This is a genomic window from Waterburya agarophytonicola KI4 (assembly GCF_020640915.1).
In the GTDB taxonomy this organism is placed as follows: Bacteria; Cyanobacteriota; Cyanobacteriia; order Cyanobacteriales; family Xenococcaceae; genus Waterburya; species Waterburya agarophytonicola.
The window spans coordinates 1-22,773 of record NZ_JADWDC010000070.1; the positions used below are offsets into that span (position 1 = coordinate 1).

Sequence of the window (22,773 nt, forward strand, 5' to 3'; positions counted from 1 at the left end):
TTTAACATTTAATAAAAAAGCGATCGCCTTATATAAAGCGATCGCTTTTTGTTGTTTACTAACTAATAACTTGGTCTATTCTTGAATAGTTTTAGCTTCTGCTAGTTTTTTCGCTCCTGTTTTCATAATTTCGATATGTTTTGGCAACCAATCAAAAGAACTTTGACAGTGATGTGCGACCAACAAGCCCCATAATCCCGCCGAAGTTAGGATCGGGACTACTAAATTAGCTTGGACTCCTATGGTTTTCAGAAAATCTCGATGACATTCAGCAATGGGTGCGGTATCAATATTTGCGATCGCACTTACTCTACCATTAAGATATAGTTTGGCATATTCTATATTGAAACATTCATCTGGTCCTGTCGAACCCAAGATGGAATAGTTGACATAACTGAGGGATTCAAAAGTTACTCTTCCTTCCCATTGACGATAAAAATAATATAGCAATACACGATCTACACCGATTTGCTTTCGGACATTATTAGTTACATTTTGAACTAGTTTATCTTCACTAAGGTTATTGGATAAACGATGCAGTAATTTTTCTAAACCAGGATCGGACATGGATAATATTTACAGAAGAGATCCAGCAAAACTTACTTAATAGGTTGAATGACCCAGTCTAAGTCTTAATACTCATTCTGTATCATAAAATTCAATTGTCTTGTTTGATAAATACTTAAAGTTTTTTCCCTAATTCTGGTTTAAATTTAAGGAAAATTACTATTTGCTAATTCCCAAGTCGGTATGAACGTTTTTATACTCCTGATAATCTAAACCCAACAAGCCAGCAAAAGTACCCGCACCGCGATAGATATCCAACAAAGCATCAACGATCGCACTTTTTCCTTTAATCGAAGCAGGAATTAATTTGACAATACCAATTAAAATCAAAGCTATTCCTTTGAGGATTCTGACTAACTGCACTTGCAAGGAAGGATATAGCTCTTTTTCCACCAAGCTATGAGTACCCCAAGTACGATATCCCCTCGCCAAAATCCATTTTAGATTAGTTTTAGATTCGGGAACCCAATCATAGACGATGGCTTCATCCGCCCAGACAATTGTGTAACCTGCTTTGTTGAGACTAAGGAAAAAGTGGGAATCTTCTCCCCCTGTAATAGCAAAGCGGTCGTCAAACAAGCGATCATATTGACGCACAATTTCTCCTTTAATCATTACGTTATTAGTAAAAGCAACATGACGTTCTTCTCCTGTTGTGTAACGGGGAGTATTAAAAAATTGTCCTTTAATTACCCACTCGGGAACATCTTTTTCGGAAAAATGAGGTAGAACTGGGCCTGTCACCACATCTGCGCTATATTTTTGTTGTGCTAGCAATAACTCTTCTAACCAAGATTTTTCGGGAACTTCATCATCATCAATGATGGCTATAAAGTCAGCTTCTTTATCTGCCAAATCAACGGATTTATTTCGAGCGTAGGTAATACCTCTTTGGGATTGAATGTCTGTCTTTAACGACCACTGAAAGTTTGGTTTTATTGCTTCACAAACTCCAATCGCTACCCCGCAGGTATCATTGTCTACCACAATCACTTCGATTTCAGGGCGTTCTATTTCTTCAAAGGTCAATTGATTGAGAGCTTCTAAAAGACGTTTTAAACCTTCAGGACGTTTGAAAGTAATAATACAAATGGAGATTAGCATACTCGATCGAATTTATGAGTTATTACAACAATTAGGCTAGGGAAGTTCGATCTAATTGATAAGATGCCCTACTTACGCTACCAAATTTAACATGATTTTCCCAAGACACCTATTAATGCTCCGCTCTTGATAGTAAAAAGTCTTTGAGCAATACGAGTATACAATTGTAGCAGTTGTTAAGAGTTACGATAGTACTGCTAATCTAGTCCCTATCAAAAATCATCGAGTTATAAATCTATTTTTAAAATGAACTTGTTAAATATTGCTAATGTCATCTTGGTAGTAGTCGGAATAACTTTAATTGTTCCTTGTTCGATCTTTTTTATAGAATGTTTGGCTGCTTTTACCGCTGGCAAATCTAATCTAAACTTGGAAGATGTTGCCAGACCAAAAACTACAGTTTTGATTCCCGCACATAATGAAGCGGAACAGATTGTTGAAGTATTAGAAATATTACAACAACAAATCACAGAACAAGACCGAGTTATTGTGATTGCGGATAACTGTCACGATAAGACAGCTGAATTAGCGAGAGGGACGGGAGTAACAGTCTTTGAGAGGGAAAATAAAAGCGACCGCGGTAAAGGATATGCTTTAGACTATGCCATGGAGAGGATTAAAGACAATCCTCCAGAAGTATTGGTAATTCTTGATGGAGACTGTATTATTGCACCAAATACGATTAAAAATATTACCTGTAAGGCGATCGCAACTGGCAGACCAGTACAATCTACCTATCTCATGGAACAACCCGAAAACACCAGTTTGAAGGATAATATTTCTACATTTTCCCTCAAGGTCAAAAATTTGGTCAGACTATTGGGTTTAAATCGTCTTGGTTGGCATTGTTTGTTAACGGGTTCGGGTATGGCTTTTCCTTGGCCGTTAATCTCTTCAATATCCTTGGCAGGAAGCAAAACCACCGACGATATGCAGCTAACGGTAGACTTAGCTTTGGCTGGATCGACTCCTGTATTCTGCGAAAATGCCTTGGTGATGGGTCGTTTAATGAAAGATGAAGCTGCTACAAGTCAGCGATCGCGTTGGGAACACGGACACCTAGAAATGATTTTAGTTGAAGTCCCTCGACTCCTCAAGGCTTTTGTCAAAACAGGTAATTTTGCTGCATTAGGACTGGCTTTAGATATTTTTATTCCACCCCTATCTCTTCTTGTAATGGCGTGGATGGGAACGGCTATGCTGACTTGGCTGGCGGTCATTTTTGGCGGAATTTCTCTTCTTCCTGCAATTTTGGTTAGTATTGCGGGGGCATTTTTGATTGCGGGGGTATTATTGGCTTGGGTTCGATTTGGACGTTCGGATTTACCGTTGAAAAATTTGATTGCTATTCCTTTTTATATTTTGAGCAAGATTCCGATTTATCTCAAATTTTTAGTCAAACCTCAAAGTAGATGGTTGAAGACAGAAAGGGATCTTCCAGAGAATTAATGGAGACTGGGTGACTGGGTGATTATTTGCGGTCAGTAAAAGATCTCGTGTTTAAATGAAACGAACTGGTAGATCTTAGTTGAGTAGATACTTGAATGCTGTTGCTTCGCAAATCTGACAAAGTAAATAAGCAAGCGATCGCTAAAATAAAAACGCAAGATAGATTGCGCAGGAATTTTAAGTCGCTGGATAATTCTAAAATTTCTGCCATTACTTCTTTGAGCATATTATCTCCTCGTTAAACCTCTAATTAATTTAGATAGGTATCTCAGAGAATTTATATGCAATAGGAAAGTTAACACTTCTTCGCGAACAAAAGTCCTAATGCTCTGCTAGGCTAGGATCGAAGCGTTTAATTTGGTTTTGTCAAGAGTCTTAAAATGAATTATCTAATTGCTGTTTTACCCGATCGCATTCAAGCGGAAGAAGCTTATACAGCGTTAGAAAAAGGAGGCATTCCTTTGAATAAAATTGCGATCGCAGGAAGGGGTTATAAAACTGCCGATGAGTTGGGTTTGTTCGAGCCGATGAAACAAGCTAAAAAAAGAGCTACTTTTATGGCATATTGGCTGATTCCCTTCGGCTTTTTTGGGGGATATGTTTTCAATCTAATTACAGGACTACATAATCTAGACTGGGCAGGAGAACCAGGAAATCATATTGTAGGAGGTATCCTAGGAGCGATCGCTGGAGCGATGGGTAGTGTCTTTATTGGTGGAGGTGTTGGTTGGGCGATGACTACAGGTAGCGATACCGTACCCTATCGAGATTATTTAGCCGCAAATAAATATTTGGTGTTAGTTGAAGATATAGCTGGAATAGGCGATCGAGCAGTAGAGATTTTACGCAAACAAGCCCCTGAAATTCTTCAAAGCTATAATTCCTAACTCAGGGCTTATCATTAATCAAAAAAAAAGAAGAGCAATATATAGTCCATATATTGCTCTTCTTTTGGTTATTTATTACTTGTTACTTGTTACCTTAAGTAAAATCAGAAGCATCAAGATCTACCGCATCAATGCTACGCACGATAGCCAAAGTTTGATTGCTAGCGGTTTCAACAATGAAAGTATTAATTCCTACATCATTGAAACTAATATCTCCGAAGGTTAAACTACCAGTCAGGTCGAATAAATCAACTCCATCAGTGAAATCGAGAATTACATCAAGGTCTTCACTAAATCCAGAAGCGATAGCAAATACGTCTGCACCACTTCCTCCTTGAATCGTATCTCTTCCTAAACCGCCCAATAAATAATCATCGCCAGCATCCCCTCTCATCAAATCTGCGCCAGCACCACCATCGAGAGTATCGTTGTCGTCTCTACCAAAGAGTCGGTCGTTACCTTCGCCACCATTAAGAACATCAGCACCACTTAGACCTTGTAAGGTATCGTTACCATCTTCTCCATTGAGAGTATCATCTCCATCCTCTCCATTAAGGAAATCATCCCCCGTTCCTCCATTAAGAAGATCTAGGTCTGCACCACCAAGCAAGCGATCGTTGTCTGCACCGCCATTGAGAGTATCATTACCGCTTATTCCACGCAACAGGTCGACACCATTGTTACCGTTGAGTAAATCTGCACCCAACCCTCCTACTAGAGTATCGTTACCTTCCCCACCATTGAGAATGTCGTCTCCATCCTGTCCGTTGAGGAAATCATTGCCATCGTCGCCATTCAGTTCATCTGCACCGTTACCACCAAGTAGTCTGTCATTGTCTGCACCACCATTGAGAATGTCGTTCCCTTCTCCACCATTAAGGGTATCGTTACCTTCATCCCCAACTAATACATCTGTGCTGTTATCGTTACCGCCAATTAAGATATCATTTCCCAAACCACCATTTAAGGTATCTGCTTGATTACCTCCATTCAAGGAATCATCTCCCATTCCTCCATTCAAGGAATCAAATCCATCACTACCATTGAGAGTATCGTTTCCCGTACCGCCATTGAGGGTGTCATCTCCATTCTGACCGAATAGGATATCTTGTCCTGAATCTCCATTAATCAGGTCATTACCTCCTCCCCCATCTAAATTATCGTCATTATTTCCTCCATTGAGGACATCATCTCCTGTATTACCATTGAGGGTGTCATTGCCTGCGTCTCCAGAAATCTGATCGTCATTTCCACCACCCGAGAGACTATCATCACCATCTCCTCCAGCTAGGGTATCGTTTCCAAAAAGCCCATCAACAGTGTCATTACCTGCGGTGGCACAACCTGTAAGGTCGTCAGCTCCATTTGTTGGATTGCAGGATACAATCACAGGAGGAATACCAAAAACTACATAACTTTGACCAGCAGCTATGCTGCCATTAGCATCTGCATCGTATGCACCGATGATGATATCTGTTGTACCATCATTATTGACATCCCCTGCATTACTGACAGAATAACCAGTAGACAGGTCAATACCGTTAATTAAAAAACCATTAGAACCATCTAGGCTAGAAAGATTGAAGCTCCCAGTGCTACCAATATTGGTACTACCAAATAAAACATAACTATCTCCAGCACCACCTGAAGTACTGCCTTCAGAACGACTCGCCCCAATAATTACATCGTCAATACCATCGCCGTTAAGATCTCCTGCGTTACTTACAGAGCGTCCAGAGAAGTCACCGCCACTAATGCCGTTGATAACAAAACCGTTAGAACCATTCAGGCTAGAAAGATTGAAGATGCCCGAACTTCCTAAATTGTTGCCACCAAAAATTACATAACTTTCTCCTGAGTTATTGCCATTAGGATCTCCATTAGGTGCGCCAATAATGAGGTCATCTATGCCGTCGCCGTTAAGATCTCCTGCATTACTTACAGAACGTCCGCTAAGATCCCCTGTGCCAACGCCATTAATAACAAAACCATCAGAGCCATTGAGACTGGCAGCATTTAATGCCCCCGAACTACCTATAGTCGAGCTACCAAAAACAACATAGCTTTCACCCGAGCTATTTCCGTTAGGATCTGCATTGGATGCGCCAAAAATTAGGTCGGCAAAACCATCATTGTTAACATCTCCTGCATTACTGATGGAGAAACCCTGAAAATCTCCAGTATTAATACCTTCCAGTATTAGACCAAAGCCGTTTATACCGTTCAAGCTAGAAAGCTCAAATTCTCCCGAACTACCTACAGTCGAGCCACCAAAAACAACATAGCTTTCGCCTGCATTACCGTTGCCGTTAGGATCTGCTGCGGGTGCGCCAATAATGAGATCGTCGACACCATCGCCATTGACATCTCCAGCATTACTTACAGAACGTCCAGAGCGATCGCCTGTATCGATACCATTAATGGTAAAGCCGTTAGTTCCGTTAAGAGTAGCTAAATTGAAACTACCAGAGTTACCAATATTATTAGCACCAAATACTACGTAAGTTTCTCCCGAAGCATTGTTAGCATTGGGGTCAGCAGTAGATGCACCGATTAAAAAATCATCAATACCATCATTATTAATATCTCCTGCATTATTTACAGAGATTTCATTGAAATCTCCACTATTGATTTGTGCTATTACAAAACCGTTAGTTCCATTCAAACTAGAGAGGTTGAAACTGCCTGAATTACCAAGATTATTTGCACCAAAGATGATGTAACTTTCTCCCGCACCAGTAGTTCCATTAGGTATAGTACTGGGCGCACCAATAATTAAATCGGCAATACCATCATTATTAATATCCCCTGCATTACTTACGGCAAAACCAGAGCGATCGCCTGCACTTATACCGTTGATTGTAAAACCATTAGAACCGTCAAGATTGGACAAGTTGAGTATTGAATTGAACATAGTATTGATTCGCTATTAATTGTTTAGTTTAGTTTTTGTATTGAGAAGTTGAGCAAAATTGTATGGATTACAATTTGATACTCAGGTCTTCTTGATGTTTAATTTTTTATTTATGCTTTTAGAAAAAATAAATCTAATTGAACGTAGATTATTAGTAATAAAATCATCAACAACATTTTGTATATTTATAAGTAAAAAAAATTGATTAAAATCTATCAAAAAAGAATTTACTGTATTTTTACCTGCGTAAATTTCTTTAATAATGATTGCTGGAACATTTTTTAATTCAAGTAGAGTTTTTACTGATTTTTTTGTCCTCTTGCAGCTAGAATAACTTAAGTTTTTTCCTTAGGCTATAAAAAATCAGTAAATTTTTTTGAGTTTTATATTGCTGAGATAAAGAGCTTCTTCACGAGAATATTTTTCGATAGTTGATTATACTTATCTGGATTATTCTCTCTTGAATAAGATTCTGGGTTTGCACTGAGGTAGAAAAGCCAAACAAGTGAATTGAGCAGAAGAATTAAGCTATTAAAATGATTTAATTGTTTATACAAACTTGATATATTCTTTATCTATTTTTTACGATCAATCTTATTGAGATATTGCGATCGCCGTATTAGTTAAAATTAAATTACCGAGATAAGTCTATTGAGAAATCAAATTCCAGAAAAACCTCACTGAAAAGAAGGTGAGAGCAGCGAATCCTAAAACAATCATAGTTAGTAATAAAATTAAGCCAAAAACCAGAAGAGGGTTGCTTTTTTCTGGCTCACCAAGGTCTAAATGTTTTTCTAGCAATTCAATATTTTTAACGTTGGATTTCCAACCGAAATCAAACAAATCTCCTAAGACGGGAATAGTCCCAGCAAAAGAGTCGATCAAGATATTTACTATCATCTGACCGATTATTTCGCGGGGCAAACCCATTTTGGCAGCTTCTACCACAATATAAGCAGATAATCCTCCCGTGATGGTATCTCCACCCCCAGGAAGTAAACCTAAAATCGGATCTAGTCCAAAACGCAACTTAGTCCCTGGAATAGCAATAGCATTATCTAACACTTTGCTGATACGGCGTAGTTTCTTAATTTTGGCGACTTTTTTGATATTTGACATTTGTCAGTAGTAGGGCGAGCAAGAAAAACCAACTTATTGATAATTTATCACTAGCTTCTAGTTTCTATTGCCCGCCGTAAGAAATTGGAGACTGGTTATTATATTATGCGCCCAAATCTTCCATCGCCAGGCGAATTTGCTCGATGCGTCGACGGTTAACTCCCAAATCTGATTCTCCTACTCTGGAGGCGGATCTTACTTGAATCAAATTTTTGTCTTCAGGAAAATAAAATTCAGCATCATCTACAAACTTAAATATACGGCTGGTAGACTCGGCATGGATATAGTTATCTGTTTCTTCGACAATTTCTGTACGAGGAACAACCGACAACACTTTTAACAAGGTTTTTTTGGCAGTAGCGCGATCGCCTTGATAAGGAATAGCTGCTATAGTATGTTCCTCATCGCCATTTTGACTGACTACACAATTGGGAGATTGGGGACAGGATGAAAGTTGACCGTTGTTTAAACCAATGGCAGCCATAGCAGGATGGGTAAAGATTAAGCTGCTGGATAGGGTAATAATTAGACCGAAAATAATTGACAAAAAACGAGACACGATGTGTTTACTCTCAAACAAAATACTCTTTTACTATAGAGCGATTCTTAATTGTTATTAAGCAACTATTAAAGATAGATATTAAACATATCTAAAATTAGTGCTATTGAGATTGAGTTCGCTAAGATTTGCATCTTGAACAAAACCAATAATCTCTCTAGAAGAACTGAGGATACCGACACCAGAACCTACCAGAGTATTAGAACCTAATACTGTTCCAGAACCAAAGCTTCTCAGACTATAATTGCTCGCACTACCTTTCAGCTGAATGATATCTTCATTGAGATTGAAGTCTTCGATCACTGCTAGATCGAGAAGACCAGTCGTAACGCCATAACTATAGTACACGGCATCTCGATCACCTAAGACAAAGGTATCCTGACCAGTACCACCGTTGAGAAAATCGACTTGACCTGCACCAGGAGTTAAACCCCTAGAGTTGACTCCATTGAGAATATCATTTCCCGCACCACCTTTAAGGGTATCGCTACCGCCTACATTGGGATTTGCATCATAAGCAAGTAGTTCGATATCGTCAACGTGACCCCCACGACCATAGTTAACAGGAGTGCCAGTAGAAGCAAACTCTAAGCGTTGGGTGCTACCATCTCCAGTAAATCCTACGGTATAAGTCCGCCAATTATAAGCAGAATTGCCAAGACCATTTTCGGCTAAGTTAGTTAGGGTGATACCATCGACTCTAACAGCGATCGCATTAACATCGGCATTATATCCAGGGCGAGGAGAATATTGGAAGGTTAGTTGGTAGAATTTACCTGCTTCTGTATTGATATCGCGATAAATTTGACCAGCATCGGCATAGAAATCGATGGGATCTTCATTCAGTTCGATATGGTTGCTACCCTCTGCCGAACCACCTGTGCGATATTCAATTACGCCATAGCTGGAATTCCATCCATCAAGAGGAGTAGAAATGAAACCATTAGTATTGGGTGCTGATTCAAAACCAGTAGTAAATATAGTCGTAGGTTGACCTATTTGTTGTTCGCCATAGATAACATCGTTACCTCCACCCCCAACTAATATATCTTGTCCTGTCGAACCTTCGATCAGGTCGTTCCCCGCACTAGCAGCTAGAATTTTTGCGTTGTGTTGATTAATGCGATCGAAAGTCATTTCTACAGTACTACCATTAACCCTTAAGCGGTCCGCACCAATTACGCTTGCTTGATTTAGATTAGCGACCTCGACAACTACCTTACCTTCACCAAAGAAAGTATAGTCTAGGCTAGTGCCATCCCCACTCAGAGAGTCTAATTCAGCCCGCATCGGTAGTTCGGTAATGCGGGTTACATTGTCTGGAGTAGCACCCAAATTAATGGTAAACTGACCGCCGTTTTTGGGTAAGAAGACACTATTTTCATCATAGGCATACCAGTTATCTACGCTTTGGATAGTTTGGTTTCCATCAAGATCGAGAGCAAAGTCGCCCACGTTGTTAGCTACTACTTCTGCGGTAATGGTATTACCAGAAGTTTCCACAAATAATTGGGACTGTTCAAAAGCTTTAATCCGTTGACTGGCATCGTCTAGAGTTACGAATTCTGCACCATCTTCATAAGCTTCGCGAATGATGCTAGTAAATAATGATTCAGTATAACCATTGTTATCAAAGTTTGTCGGGCCATAATCATGCCAGGGTAATAGTACGATGGGCTTATTGCTATGGCTAGTTACTTCATTGTATTGTCTGACCCATTCCACCTCTGCTTCTTGGGCAGTTAAGGGTTGAGCGACAAAGCCACCATTACCGTCAGCTACGGGAATGCCAAAACCAATTAAAGTAAAGTCAAACCAGAGATTGGGGGCAAAATAAACTGAATCTTGTTCTGGGGTTAAGAAACCAAATGCACCAGGATAACCCGCACCCACGGTAGTTGCACCGCCAGATAAGTAATCAAAGTATTGAATAATTGCTTGGGAAGTAGGTATTAGCTCTGGCGCGCCAGGAACAGCAGCACCAGTAACATTGATGCCTAGTTGCTGTTCGATAACCTGTTGGGATTGATTGAATTCAAACTCAATTTGGGCTGGAGTAGCAAAATTGGTATTGTTGGGAGTACTGTAAATAGTTGCATCATCCAGGTGAGTATAGGAGTGAGTACCAATCTCGTTACCTTCAATTAGTAATGCTTCATAATAAGCACGGGATAAATTCCAATCAGTGTAAAGTCCATTAGCTCGATCGTCTCCCACGTTGATGTAGTAAGACCCGACAAAATTGAAATCGGTTTTCCATTGGTCTACTATGGGTAAAAGGCGATCGTAAACTCCAGCAGAACCATCTTCGGGATTGACGCTATCATATTCTGCTGATAGATCCATGTCGTTGCGAGACAAGAATAAGGATTCGTTGCGAGTCATACTGAGGCTTACAGTAGGCTGATTGTCATTTACCGACCAGCGTACAGCCTCCCAAGCTAGATTGTTATCTCCTAAATAGCTAGTAGTTGCAAAGTGAACGTTACGTCCGCCTGTTTCCGTTGCAACTACCGCGTTATAGGTTTGACCATTGACGGTTTGATTGACTAAAACATCCGCAGTTTCATTGGCATAGCTAGAGTAAGCAGCATAACCAATGGGATTTTGATATTCCCGAATTACTTCTCCTGCATTATATCCCTGGACGACGGGCTGGGTAGTATCCCCCGCAGTTAGGGACACATTACCATTACCAAAGGTTTCTGGCTGTAAACCTAACAAAGACTTCATTCTGAAGTAAGGATCGCCTGCTAAAAGATCGCCAGTTTCGCTATTAGTCATGAAGTCACCAGCAGCCACAATACCAATGTTGTATTTGTAAACAGCATCGGTGAGGGTGTCTTGAATTTGCTGCACGTCGGCTTGTGGTACGTTACGAATGCTAGGGAAGATTAAGGTATCGTAATTAACTAAATTGTTAATATCTTTGAGGTCTTCTTCAGTCAGCAAATCGAAGGGAATTCCCGACATCATGACTTCTTCTTGAACGGACATAAATAGTTGGGAATATGCCGTTTGATTAGTGGCGACATCGGGGAGTCCAAAGAATTGGTCTGCTGTGGTTTGGGAGAAAATAATCCCGACTTTTTTGCTGTTATCTGTTCTGGCTGGCAGATTTTTGTCGGCAAAAACAGTGTAGTTTTGCGCGCCGAAGTCTCCAGGTAAAAATACTTGGTTATTAACATCGAGTACGACATCAATTGACTGGGGGTTGTTACCGAGTAAAGATATGGGGACGGCAAATTCTACAATCTGCTGATTATTACTGTAGCTATAGTTAAGTCCGCTACTAACCCAGTTTTCTCCTGCTGCACCAGTATAAAGATGAGGTGTATTATCGGACAGGAAGTTAACGTTATATTCTGCACCAACAGTAGAACCGAATACTTGATAACCAGTATTACTATCTCTATCTGTGTTTAACCATACAGTGGTGTTGGCACCGATCGCCGTACCATCGGATTGAATGGCAAATATATAGTTATCTCCCTGTAATTTGCCGTAAACTTCATAGCCTAGTTGTCCAGTACCAGGAAGAAAGTCTAAACGCTCGTTAGTTGTCCAGTCAGATAGGTTGCCGTCGATAGTAATATTGTTGTTAGTCATTGTTATTAGTTATTTATAATTAAAGTCTTTATTATTGTTTTATAGTTAGGATTTGGTGAGTTGCAAAAGTTTTTTTTGTTCCCAAGCAAAGGTAGTTTTTAAAATAGTTTCCAAGTTATTATATTGAGGTTGCCAACCGAGGACGTTCCGAATGCGATCGCCACAAGCAATGACACAGGCTGGATCTCCAGGTCTTTTGGGAGATTGAATTGTAGAAAAGTCAATCCCCGAGACTTCTTTGAGCTTCTCTAGGACTTCTTTAACGCTATAGCCTCGACCATAACCGCAGTTGAAAATATCGCTGTCTCCGCCCTCTTCTAGATAACGCAACGCATCTATATGTGCTGCTGCGAGGTCTTCTACGTGAATATAATCCCGAATTCCCGTACCATCGGGGGTATCGAAGTCCGTCCCAAAAATATCTACATAAGGACGATTTCCTAAAGCTGCATCGCAAGCAACTTTCATTAGGTGACTGGCTTTGGCTGAAGATTGACCAATTCTACCCTTCAGATCTGCACCTGCTACATTGAAGTAACGTAAAATTATGAATTTAAAATCGGAACTAAGTCCGTAGTCGCGAATCATCCGTTCGCTCATTAATTTTGAGCAACCATAAGGATTTATGGGGTTGGTAGGACAGGATTCACTTACGGGATTTTCCTGAGGTTCTCCGTATACCGCAGCCGTACTAGAAAATACGAATTTTTTTACTCTAAATTTTTGACAACAACGCAGTAAATTCAAAGTGTTACGAGTATTATTGGCATAATAATCTAGGGGATTGGCAATAGATTCGGGTACAGAAATACTCGCAGCAAAATGTAATACTGCATCAAAATTATGTTGAGCAAATGCTAATTCTAAAGCTAATTTATCATCTAAATCGCCAACAAATAAGCTGCCGTTTAACACTGCTTTAGCTGACCCAGTAGAAAGGTTATCATAGACAACTATTTCATAGCCTGCTTCTCCTAGCTGACGTACGGTATGAGAACCAATATATCCTGCGCCACCAGTGACTAAAATTTTGCTACTCATGATTTTTTCTTAAGGGCTTTTACATAGTTTTCTTAATTATGTCTAGCTAGAAAAGCAAATAGGTGAAGCATATACGAAGTTTGTATGAAAAGCAGACAAAGATTATTTTTGTATATGTTTGGCAGTCAATCAGGAGTGATAGTTCGAGTTCTAAAAACTCTAATTTTTTAAAAATACTTTTGTATAGTGGATAAATATAGTAATTAAATAAATAAATTCATCAGCTGTAATTTCAGATGTAATTTTAAAGCTTATTTTATGTCCTTAATTAAACCGACTATATTTATCGATCTAATATCTACTTTTTGGGTAACTATAATTACCATGATTTTTCTAATCTGGTTGCCTATGAGTGGAGTGAAAGTAAGAGGCGATCTCAAGGTTGATTTTGCTGGTTTAAACAGCCCAAACTATCGAGTTGAGCTATTGGGATTATGGTTGCGCAATATATGCTCAATTTTGATGGGAGTTTTGATTTTAGGACACTTTAATTTGCTTAATTGGCTGACTTTAACTGCGGTCTATTGTATTTTTATATTTATTAATAATTTAAAAACCTACGGTTGGAAAATTAACTTTGTCAGAGAAAATATTCAAAATAAAGTTATTAACTTAGTGGACTTTTTGGATCGAGGATTATCATTTACTGAGGCGATTAAAAGAGCCATAAACAAGAGTGGAAAAACAGAACAAATCTTAAGCGATCGCGTAACTGACTTAGTAAGTCGTCGGGGAATAGTATTTTTTATTTTCTTAGTAGCAGTTTTGGGATTTACTTTACTTTTAAGATGGGAATATCCTTTAGCTCAATTACGTTTTAGTCATCCAGATAATTACCATAGTTTGCTGGTAACTAGACAGCTTTTAGCAAAGAACTATCCCGAGCTAAATTATATACCTGTCTTCTCTGCTTTAGGTGCGATCGTATCTTTGTTAGGTTCAATCGAACCAATGCAAACTATTCGTTTTCTCAGTCCTCTTGTAGGTATATTACTAGTTATTAGTACGGGCTATGTAATTTGTATTTTTACTAACAATATTTATTCTGCCTTGGTAGGAATGTTTGCTTTGGGAGTATATTTATTTACTATTGAGATAAATAGTTTAAATATAGAATGGTTAAATAGAATAATCGAGAGTTTAAATAATTCTTTAGTTAGACAGTGGACGGGAAGCGAATTAGAACTAGGTGCAATCTTTTTGTTATTAGGTTTGGCATACTGTTTTAATAGCAATCTCACTCAGCAAAAAACCCTCGCTTTTCAAGTTAATCTGCTATGTAGCATTCTTTTGGTAGCTATATCTGCACCACCATTACTCATAATATTTGCGATCGCTAGTATTGGGCTAATTGGAGACAAACAACTCACTCTAACTGCAATTGTTCTCACTTGGATTATCTTAGCCGTATTTGCTGCAATGAGTCAGGGAGAACTTTTATGGCTGCAAAGCTTTCTCAAAACTTTACCCGTTGCTCTAAGTTTGTTAGCAGGATTATTATTTACTGTAATATCTGACACCTTTAAAATATTTATTCCTCAATGGAGTGAAATATTTTGTTTGGGAATAGTTTTTTCCCTCTCAATCAATTTTCTTTTACCATTACCACCCAATTTAACCTATGTAGAATACGATATGGCAGCGCGAAAGAGTCTAGAGATAAAAAACCTCTTTTCTCCTCAAAACTGGACTTTAGTAGCTCCTGTAGAACAGTTAGCAGAAATATATGGTGCAGGTTGGTATCAAGATTTAGCTCTATTTGTCGAACAGTATGGAGACAAAGCAAAAAAAGCGGGATTTGATTTTCCTGTTTCGGGAGACGACTTATTTATCATGGTAGAAAAAATTCCTTTTGTCACCTTTCCCAACGAACCCGATACTTTACCCCATAATGTATTAAGCGATCGCACTTATCAATATTATCGTTCTTCAGCAGGACGAGCTAGTCTAGAATACGAAGCTTTAAAAATGTGCGAAGCTTACGCCCGCTATCATAGAAACAGCAGTATTTATTATGAAGATCGAGAATTGAGAATTTATCATTTTATAATTTAATTTAACTGTCTTTTCGCTTCATAAAGCAACAATGCAGTGGCAACAGCAACATTCAAAGACTCCACTCCATTAGCCAAAGGAATTTTCACCTTTTCATCGGCTAAAGCAATTAACTCCTCAGATAACCCCGCACCTTCATTACCCAATAAAAGTAAACTAGGGCGGGTAAAATCTATATCCCAATAACTTTTACTCCCATTAGAAGTAGTAGCAACAATTTGAATACCTGCTTGTTTGTGTTGAGTAACAACCTCAGCCAAGTTTTGATTAGTCGCAATGGGAATACGAAACCATTCCCCCACCGAAGCACGCAATACCTTCGGGTTATGGATATCTACGCTGTCGTTACCCAACCACAAGTTATCCACTCCCGTAGCTACCGCACTACGGATAATTGTGCCTAAATTACCAGGATCTTGAAGTCGTTCTAAAGCAATGCCTAACTTCGTTTGAGCAATAATCAATTCTTGTTCTGTGCGACGAGATGCGATCGCCACAACTCCATCAGGATTAACCGTAGTTGCGATCGCATTTAATACCTCTGAACTAACAGGCTGCAATCTTAAACCTTTATCGGCTATTTTGATACACAATGGCTGATGATTTTCGTACCAGCGATCTGTATGAAAGATAATATCTAACTTATAATCGACTTGAAAAGCTGCTTCAATCAAATTTGTTCCTTCTAATAGCAACAGATTTTGTTTCTGCCTTTCCTTGGCACGATGCAGCTTTCGAGCCTGTTTGACGAGAGGATTTTGAATACTAGTTAAAATTATATTTTCCACTCTTCTATTGACGAATAGCATTACTCAAAGTAATACTTTGGTTGCAAATACTGCGTAACTCGGGACTCAAATCTGAATGTTTGTTTCAAACACTCTTATTTCTGAATAAGATCGCGTCTACTAATTAATTCTAAACGTCCCGCGTATAATTTCTACTCACAGAATCTTAAATTAAGATTGACTTTTAAGTTTAATGTCAAACTCCTAGCAATCTTTAACAATTGCCTGGTTAAGCATCTGTTTTGTTATCTTGTAGACGCTCAAATTAAATTACTATTTTTATTATCCAGAGGAAAAAGTCATTAATTCTATCTCCAACTTAACCCCAACTAAAAAAACCACAGACGATCCCCAAGCAGTGCTAGAAATATGGGGAAAAGTACCTCTAAAAGGAGAAGTTAAAATAAGTGGTGCTAAAAATTCAGCCCTTGTCTTGATGGCAGGTTCGATACTATGCCCTGGTAAAATAACTTTGAATAATGTTCCCGACTTAGTTGACATCAAAAGAATGGGACAAATTCTTACTTCTTTGGGAGTTAAACTGAAGCGATCCGCTGACACCTTGGAAATTGATGCGGAAGATATCAATCCTACCGAAGCACCTTATGATGTAGTTTCTCAATTAAGAGCTAGTTTCTTTGTCATTGGCCCGTTATTAACTAGGCTGGGTACGGCAAGAGTACCTCTTCCTGGGGGATGTGCTATTGGCGCGCGCCCTGTAGATCTCCATGTTAGAGGCTTGCAGTCAATGGGGGCAAATGTATCCATTGAAGATGGTGTCGTTCATGCCAATTTAGTCGGTAGTGCGGATCGTTTGCAGGGAGCAAACATATATTTAGATTATCCTAGCGTAGGCGCAACAGAAACCATTCTCATGGCAGCAACTCTGGCTGATGGTATTACTACTATCGGTAATGCTGCTCAAGAGCCAGAAATCGTCGATTTAGCTAACTTCTGCAATGCGATGGGTGCAAAGGTTAGCGGTGCAGGAACAAATACTATTACAATTCATGGTGTTCCTCAATTAGATTCGGTAGATTACAACGTAATTCCCGATCGCATTGAAGCAGGGACGTTTTTGGTAGCAGGAGCGATTACCAAGTCAGAAATTACTCTTTCTTCGGTGATTCCCGAACATCTCGCCCCAGTAATCGCCAAACTAAAAGAAATTGGCTGTCAAGTCTTGGTAGAAGAAGGAGAAGGTAAAGTATTTGGTGGGAATATCAAGGCGAAGAAACTACGGATTATTCCTGGGGAACTTCGGGGTACGGATCTTGAAACCCTTCCCTATCCTGGTTTTCCTACAGATATGCAAGCCCAATTTACTGCTCTGTTGAGTATTAGTAAAGGTAATAGTGTGATCAGCGAAACCGTATTTGAAAACCGTCTGCGTCACGTGGCAGAATTACAGCGCATGGGGACAAATATCCGAGTCAAGGGGCATCATGCGATCGTTCAAGGAGTAACATCGATTTCTGGCGCGCCGGTGATGGCTACTGACTTAAGAGCTTCGGCTGCTTTAGTTCTAGCAGGTTTGGCAGCGGAAGGTAAAACTACTGTGCGGGGTTTGCATCATTTAGATCGCGGTTATGAAGATTTGGAAAATAAACTGCGGGGTTTGGGTGCAAAACTAGAGCGCGTTATTCCTGGCGGCAACGACTAACAATATATATTATCCTAGGGGCGATCGCAATTTGCCCCTAGATCGATTTAACGATTTAGACTTCGCGATCGTAACCAAATTTATCTTTGATTTGGGAGTTAAAATATTGTCCGACGGAACTAGTTTCTTTTAACTCTTGATAAATCTTTTCGGGTACATCAGAATATTGATAAACATTGCCGTTGTTAAAGGTAATGCGCAGTTTTTGCTGATCTTCATCATAATCAAAGTCTTTAATTACATTACTCTGACTCTTAAGTAGAGGAAAAGCAATTACATCGCGGATACTAGGAGAGTCGGTAAGCAACATCACCAGACGATCTATTCCGATACCCAAACCTCCAGTAGGAGGCATTCCGTATTCTAGGGCTGCCAAAAAGTCCTCATCGATGTCATTGGCTTCCAAATCTCCTGCTGCTTTCTTGGCAGCTTGGGCTTCCAATCTAGCTCGTTGATCTAGGGGATCGGTTAACTCCGAAAAGCTATTGGCTGTTTCCCTGCCAACAATAAATAATTCAAACCTTTCTACCAATCCTGGCTTGTCGCGATGGGGTTTTGCGAGGGGAGATATTTCTACGGGATAGTCTGTGATAAAAGTGGGCTGGATCAGATTTGTTTCTACTTTTTGTTCAAAGGCTTCGTTTAATAATTTGCCAATAGTTTGACAGTCTGCGGGTACTTCGATCCCTGCATCCTTAGCTGCGGTTTTCGCCGAATCAAAGTCATTATATTCAGCAAAGTCTACCCCCGTGGCATCTTTGACTACCTCGTGCATGGTTACTCTACGCCAAGGGGGAGTCAAATCAATATTTTCTCCCTGATAGTTAATTTTAGTTGTACCCAAAACTTCTTGGGCGACATCACTAATCATGTTTTCGGTTAATGCCATCATGTCGTGATAGTCGGCGTAGGCTTGATACACCTCGATGGAAGTAAATTCAGGATTGTGGCGAGTAGAAACTCCTTCATTGCGAAAAATTCTCCCCATTTCAAAGACACGCTCGAATCCACCGACGATTAACCTTTTGAGGTGTAATTCCGTAGCGATGCGGAGATATAAATCTATTTCCAAAGTATTGTGATAGGTAATAAAGGGGCGTGCTTCGGCACCACCAGCTTCGCTTTGCAAGACAGGAGTTTCGATTTCCAAAAACTCTCTAGTCTCTAAATAACGACGAATTCCTGCGGTAATTTTGGCTCTGATGCGGAATGTTTCTCTAACTTGAGGATTGACAATCAAGTCTACATAACGCTGACGATAGCGTTTTTCAGTATCCGTTAAACCGTGCCATTTATCGGGGAGGGGTAATAAAGATTTGGTCAAGAATTTATATTCGCTGACATACACAGAAAGTTCGCCTTTTTCCGTTCTTTTAACCGTACCTTTGACTCCTAAAATATCTCCCGTATCGGAAAGCTTTTTCAGGTGATTAAATGCCCCTACCAAGTCTTCCGACATGGTGTTATTAATTCTTTTCTTTTCTAGATATAGCTGAATTTTTCCTGTTTCGTCTTGGAGTTCAAAAAACGCCAGTTTACCGAAGACGCGACGGGCGACAATTCTACCTGCAACTGCAACATTGTCTTCTATTTCTTCTCCAGCAGCCAGATCGGTATATTTTTCTTGTAATTGGGCAGCATGATGACTAGACTCCCACTTATAAGCATAGGGATTCAATCCCAATTCCTTTATTTGAGCTACTTTTTCAATTCTAGTAGCGCGAATTTCTTCTAAATTAGATCCACCCTGGGGCTTATTGCGGGAATTGTCTTCACTGTTCATTGCTAACTCAAGTTTTTTCAATAATCGGTACGGCTATCTAGCAGCGTAACTTGCTGTTTTGCCGATAATTAGCTTATCAAACTTTCTTTGTCCTTGACTTTTTATGTCTCGAACTTAGATATTATCGATCTGATTAGCATTAAGCTATGTGGTTGAAGATTTATTGTTGTGGAATTTAGTTGTAAAGTGGGCAAAAGTATTAAAGTCTTGAGCAATATTTTCCCTTTACTGGTTCGACTGTATAAATAATGCGTATTTATCATCTATTATTAGAATCTACCAAATATAGTCTTAAACTAATAAAATCCCAGGCTTGGTGGATTGTTTTGTGGGCAAGCTTGATATTTACTTTTCAATGGTGGATTTTGCCTGGTTGGACTCAACAACCGATTACGATTAAAACTTTAATTAGAGCCGATGAAGCTCAACAGTTAGAGCCTCTGGTAACTAAATTTAATCAACAACATCCCGATATCAAGTTTCAAATTGTCGAAGCACCAAGCGATAGCAACCAAGTAGAAGACTTGTATACATCTTCCTTTTTGTTGGGCAACTCTCCCTTCGATCTGGTTTATATGGATATAGTTTGGACTCCTAAGTTTGCTGCTGCTGGTTGGTTACAAGATCTAAGCGATCGCTTGAGCCAAAATGAGGCACAAAAGTATCTTAAAGGCGATATTGAGGGAGGAATGTATGAAAATAAGCTCTACCGCCTTCCTTTTCGTTCGGATGCGGGAATGCTATACTATCGTCAGGATTTGCTCGATAAAGCTGGATATGCAGCCCCAGAAACTTTTCAAGAATTGTTGGAGATTTCTCAAGATTTGCAACAGCAGGGGTTAGTCGAATGGGGTTATGTGTGGCAGGGCAAGCAATACGAAGGTTTGGCTGCGATGTTTGTCGAGATTTTGCAGGGTAGCGGGGCTTTTTGGGTCGATCCAGATACTTTAGAAGTTGGTTTAGATCGTCCCCAAGCCATTGAAGCAGTAGAGTTTTTGCGCCAAGCGATCGCTCTACAAGTATCTCCTCCTGGGGTGACTACCTATGCAGAAGAAGAGACTCGTTTGCTCTTTCAAAATGGTAAAGTGGCTTTTTTGAGAAATTGGCCTTATGTATATAGTCTAGCCCTAGATTCTCCCATTGCAGGTAAGTATAGTATCAAACCGATGGTTCATGCTGTGGGACAAAGTAGCGGTGCAACTTTGGGAGGATGGGGAATTGGTATTGCTAAAACTAGTAAACATCCCGATGCAGCTTGGGAGGTAATTAAATTTCTTAGTAGCGAAGCATCTCAACGAGAGTTCATTCTCGCAACGGGTTTTGTACCCAGCCGTGTAGCATTATTTAACGATAAGGCGATCGTCGCTAAATATAATTATTATCCTAAATTGTTGGGGGTAGTTCAAAGTTCGGCATTACGCCCTCCTATTTCTCAATACGCCCAGGCTTCGGATATTTTGCAACGTTATCTTAGTGCAGCTATCACGGGGAAAATGACTCCTGAAAAAGCGATGCAAGCTGCGGCGATCGAAACTCGCAATTTATTGGCTAGCTAAATCAAGAAACAATCATAAAATGCTTAATAAACAGGAAAAAATAACAGGCTGGCTTCTATTGCTTCCAGCTTTATTCATTTTAGGCTTGGTATTTATTTATCCTATTGCTAGAGCCTTTTACCTCAGTTGGTTTACCGAAAACTTGGGTACGCAATTGTTACCAGTATTTACAGGTATAGGTAACTATCAAAGAATGTTGGGGGATGGTCGATTTTGGCAGAGTATTTTTAATACTTCTATCTTTACTATCGGCAGCGTAACTTTGGAATTATTTCTCGGTTTGGGAGTAGCTTTAGTTTTAAATAAATCCTTTTTTGGTCGGGGTATTGTGCGGACTATTGCAATTGTTCCCTGGGCATTACCTACTGCTGTGATGGGGTTAGCTTGGGCGTGGATCTTTAACGATCAATATGGAGTTGTCAACGATATTTTGAGCCGCTTGGGAATTATAGATACAGGGATTAATTGGTTGGGAACGCCAGCTTTAGCGATGATTGCTTTAATTGTGGCGGATGTTTGGAAAACGACTCCTTTTATTAGCATTATTTTATTGGCAGGATTGCAATCAATTTCTGAAGATTTATACGAAGCCCATAGGATGGACGGGGCAACTTCTTGGCAGAGTTTTTGTCAGATTACATTACCCTTATTAATGCCTCAAATTTTGATTGCTTTATTGTTTCGATTTGCTCAATCTTTTGGTGTATTCGATTTGGTACAAGTAATGACTGGCGGGGGGCCTGCTGGCACGACAGAAACAGTTTCTATTTATATTTATTCGACAATTATGCGCTATTTGGATTTTGGTTATGGTGCAGCATTGGTAGTAGTAACTTTTCTCTTATTAATTGTTGCCGTAGGTATTACTTCTTTAATGTTGAAAAAAGTCAGACTAGATTAGTTTTAAAATGGCTTAAATCTTGACAATATTTTTTGTAGTCTGGTTTATCTTGACTTGTTTTAGATCGAAAGTAATAATGGAGCGAATTCTTTAGAATAAAAAAATAGCTTTAAAATTATTGATCGCCCATGAATTTAACTTTTTTATCAACCGAGTTTTTAAATAATCAAGTAAATGATTATTTATTAGCATTAGTTACTTTTATCTGTGGTATTTTTTCAGTTAAAATTATCAAAAACTTAGCCTTTGAAAAATTAAAAAAATCCGCAGCAAAAACCGAAAACATATATGATGATGCTATAATTAAAATTATCGAAAGAGATTTGATTCCGATTGCCTATATTAGCGTTATCTATTTAGCAATTAAAAATCTTACTTTACACCCTATCTTCGACCGCGTAGTTGAAGTTATCGCAATTGTCGCAGCTACGGTTTTTGGCATCAAACTATTTACAGCTTTAGTTGAATATATTATCAAACTTTACTGGGTTACTTATCATCGCGATAATCAAAATATAGAACAAAGCATTAATACTTTAATTCCTGCTATTAGAGTTTTAGTTTGGTTAATTGGAATTGTATTCTTATTAGATAATTTGGGTTTTGATATCTCTGCGGTAATTGCTAGTTTAGGTATTGGAGGTGTGGCGATCGCCTTGGCTTCCCAAGGAGTTTTACAAGACTTATTTAGCTATTTTTCTATTTTATTAGATCGACCTTTTGAACCAGGGTAAGCTCATCTTATTTTGTATAAAATGTACTTGACAAAAGTTTCGTT

17 protein-coding genes are annotated in these 22,773 nt (G+C 39.2%); 7 read left to right on the forward strand and 10 right to left on the reverse strand.

Features of this window, described 5'->3' with window-relative positions:
• Positions 1-75 precede the first annotated feature (75 nt).
• Positions 76-567: a GAF domain-containing protein gene (locus I4641_RS19530; RefSeq protein WP_229642261.1), complete on the reverse strand. Its 492-nt coding sequence runs from the start codon at positions 565-567 to the stop codon at positions 76-78.
• 159 nt (positions 568-726) lie between these two features.
• Positions 727-1,671 (reverse strand): glycosyltransferase family 2 protein, encoded by a 945-nt coding sequence (locus tag I4641_RS19535; RefSeq protein WP_229642262.1) that lies wholly within the window; start codon positions 1,669-1,671, stop codon positions 727-729.
• Positions 1,672-1,917: 246 nt separating this feature from the next.
• Between I4641_RS19535 and I4641_RS19540 the strand changes: the two genes are divergently transcribed.
• Entirely contained in the window at positions 1,918-3,120 is a 1,203-nt protein-coding gene (locus tag I4641_RS19540; RefSeq protein WP_229642263.1) for a glycosyltransferase family 2 protein, read from the forward strand.
• A 22-nt stretch (positions 3,121-3,142) separates the two neighbouring features.
• On the opposite strand, the gene I4641_RS19545 is transcribed toward I4641_RS19540, so the two are convergent.
• The gene (locus I4641_RS19545) at positions 3,143-3,346 is read right to left on the reverse strand and encodes a hypothetical protein (RefSeq protein WP_229642264.1); all 204 of its coding nucleotides are present in this window, start codon (positions 3,344-3,346) and stop codon (positions 3,143-3,145) included.
• Between the two features lie 154 nt (positions 3,347-3,500).
• Here I4641_RS19545 and I4641_RS19550 point away from each other — a divergent pair, with 154 nt between their 5' ends.
• The gene (locus I4641_RS19550; protein WP_229642265.1) at positions 3,501-4,007 is read left to right on the forward strand and encodes a hypothetical protein; all 507 of its coding nucleotides are present in this window, start codon (positions 3,501-3,503) and stop codon (positions 4,005-4,007) included.
• 94 nt (positions 4,008-4,101) lie between these two features.
• Here I4641_RS19550 and I4641_RS19555 read toward each other — a convergent pair whose 3' ends face one another.
• From I4641_RS19555 to galE, 5 genes are all read right to left on the reverse strand, one after another.
• The gene (locus I4641_RS19555) at positions 4,102-6,921 is read right to left on the reverse strand and encodes a beta strand repeat-containing protein (RefSeq protein ID WP_229642266.1); all 2,820 of its coding nucleotides are present in this window, start codon (positions 6,919-6,921) and stop codon (positions 4,102-4,104) included.
• Positions 6,922-7,569: 648 nt separating this feature from the next.
• On the reverse strand, positions 7,570-8,040 hold the full coding sequence (locus I4641_RS19560; protein ID WP_229642267.1) for a DUF4112 domain-containing protein: 471 nt from the start codon (positions 8,038-8,040) through the stop codon (positions 7,570-7,572).
• A gap of 103 nt (positions 8,041-8,143) precedes the next feature.
• Positions 8,144-8,599, reverse strand: a complete 456-nt coding sequence (locus tag I4641_RS19565) for a DUF1499 domain-containing protein (RefSeq protein WP_229642268.1) — start codon at positions 8,597-8,599, stop codon at positions 8,144-8,146.
• Positions 8,600-8,680: 81 nt separating this feature from the next.
• Positions 8,681-12,208: a DUF642 domain-containing protein gene (locus I4641_RS19570; protein WP_229642269.1), complete on the reverse strand. Its 3,528-nt coding sequence runs from the start codon at positions 12,206-12,208 to the stop codon at positions 8,681-8,683.
• Positions 12,209-12,253: 45 nt separating this feature from the next.
• Complete coding sequence (gene galE / locus I4641_RS19575) at positions 12,254-13,249, reverse strand: UDP-glucose 4-epimerase GalE (RefSeq protein ID WP_229642270.1); 996 nt, start codon at positions 13,247-13,249, stop codon at positions 12,254-12,256.
• Positions 13,250-13,507: 258 nt separating this feature from the next.
• Here galE and I4641_RS19580 point away from each other — a divergent pair, with 258 nt between their 5' ends.
• Positions 13,508-15,304 carry a hypothetical protein gene (locus tag I4641_RS19580; protein ID WP_229642271.1) on the forward strand — a complete coding sequence of 599 codons (1,797 nt, stop codon included), beginning with the start codon at positions 13,508-13,510 and terminating at the stop codon, positions 15,302-15,304.
• On the opposite strand, the gene I4641_RS19585 is transcribed toward I4641_RS19580, so the two are convergent.
• The gene (locus I4641_RS19585; protein WP_229642272.1) at positions 15,301-16,113 is read right to left on the reverse strand and encodes a TrmH family RNA methyltransferase; all 813 of its coding nucleotides are present in this window, start codon (positions 16,111-16,113) and stop codon (positions 15,301-15,303) included. The two genes, I4641_RS19580 and I4641_RS19585, sit on opposite strands and share 4 nt — an antisense overlap.
• A gap of 280 nt (positions 16,114-16,393) precedes the next feature.
• On the opposite strand from I4641_RS19585, the gene murA reads away from it, so the two are divergent.
• Complete coding sequence (gene murA / locus I4641_RS19590) at positions 16,394-17,755, forward strand: UDP-N-acetylglucosamine 1-carboxyvinyltransferase (protein WP_439655360.1); 1,362 nt, start codon at positions 16,394-16,396, stop codon at positions 17,753-17,755.
• A 55-nt stretch (positions 17,756-17,810) separates the two neighbouring features.
• Here murA and lysS read toward each other — a convergent pair whose 3' ends face one another.
• Positions 17,811-19,538 carry a lysine--tRNA ligase gene (gene lysS, locus I4641_RS19595; RefSeq protein ID WP_229642274.1) on the reverse strand — a complete coding sequence of 576 codons (1,728 nt, stop codon included), beginning with the start codon at positions 19,536-19,538 and terminating at the stop codon, positions 17,811-17,813.
• A 248-nt stretch (positions 19,539-19,786) separates the two neighbouring features.
• Between lysS and I4641_RS19600 the strand changes: the two genes are divergently transcribed.
• From I4641_RS19600 to I4641_RS19610, 3 genes are all read left to right on the forward strand, one after another.
• Entirely contained in the window at positions 19,787-21,094 is a 1,308-nt protein-coding gene (locus I4641_RS19600) for an ABC transporter substrate-binding protein (RefSeq protein ID WP_229642275.1), read from the forward strand.
• Between the two features lie 19 nt (positions 21,095-21,113).
• Entirely contained in the window at positions 21,114-21,995 is an 882-nt protein-coding gene (locus I4641_RS19605; protein ID WP_229642276.1) for a carbohydrate ABC transporter permease, read from the forward strand.
• Positions 21,996-22,123: 128 nt separating this feature from the next.
• Positions 22,124-22,729, forward strand: coding sequence for a mechanosensitive ion channel family protein (locus I4641_RS19610; protein WP_229642277.1), 606 nt, complete (start codon positions 22,124-22,126; stop codon positions 22,727-22,729).
• Positions 22,730-22,773 lie beyond the last annotated feature (44 nt).

What these genes read in the sequence shown, in the direction of transcription:
- I4641_RS19530 (WP_229642261.1), bottom strand. Translation starts at nt 567, where the DNA reads ATGTCCGATCCTGGTTTAGAAAAATTACTGCATCGTTTATCCAATAAC.
- I4641_RS19535 (WP_229642262.1), bottom strand. Translation starts at nt 1,671, where the DNA reads ATGCTAATCTCCATTTGTATTATTACTTTCAAACGTCCTGAAGGTTTA.
- I4641_RS19540 (WP_229642263.1), top strand. Translation starts at nt 1,918, where the DNA reads ATGAACTTGTTAAATATTGCTAATGTCATCTTGGTAGTAGTCGGAATA.
- I4641_RS19545 (WP_229642264.1), bottom strand. Translation starts at nt 3,346, where the DNA reads ATGCTCAAAGAAGTAATGGCAGAAATTTTAGAATTATCCAGCGACTTA.
- I4641_RS19550 (WP_229642265.1), top strand. Translation starts at nt 3,501, where the DNA reads ATGAATTATCTAATTGCTGTTTTACCCGATCGCATTCAAGCGGAAGAA.
- I4641_RS19555 (WP_229642266.1), bottom strand. Translation starts at nt 6,921, where the DNA reads ATGTTCAATTCAATACTCAACTTGTCCAATCTTGACGGTTCTAATGGT.
- I4641_RS19560 (WP_229642267.1), bottom strand. Translation starts at nt 8,040, where the DNA reads ATGTCAAATATCAAAAAAGTCGCCAAAATTAAGAAACTACGCCGTATC.
- I4641_RS19570 (WP_229642269.1), bottom strand. Translation starts at nt 12,208, where the DNA reads ATGACTAACAACAATATTACTATCGACGGCAACCTATCTGACTGGACA.
- galE (WP_229642270.1), bottom strand. Translation starts at nt 13,249, where the DNA reads ATGAGTAGCAAAATTTTAGTCACTGGTGGCGCAGGATATATTGGTTCT.
- I4641_RS19580 (WP_229642271.1), top strand. Translation starts at nt 13,508, where the DNA reads ATGTCCTTAATTAAACCGACTATATTTATCGATCTAATATCTACTTTT.
- I4641_RS19585 (WP_229642272.1), bottom strand. Translation starts at nt 16,113, where the DNA reads ATGCTATTCGTCAATAGAAGAGTGGAAAATATAATTTTAACTAGTATT.
- lysS (WP_229642274.1), bottom strand. Translation starts at nt 19,538, where the DNA reads ATGAACAGTGAAGACAATTCCCGCAATAAGCCCCAGGGTGGATCTAAT.
- I4641_RS19600 (WP_229642275.1), top strand. Translation starts at nt 19,787, where the DNA reads ATGCGTATTTATCATCTATTATTAGAATCTACCAAATATAGTCTTAAA.
- I4641_RS19605 (WP_229642276.1), top strand. Translation starts at nt 21,114, where the DNA reads ATGCTTAATAAACAGGAAAAAATAACAGGCTGGCTTCTATTGCTTCCA.
- I4641_RS19610 (WP_229642277.1), top strand. Translation starts at nt 22,124, where the DNA reads ATGAATTTAACTTTTTTATCAACCGAGTTTTTAAATAATCAAGTAAAT.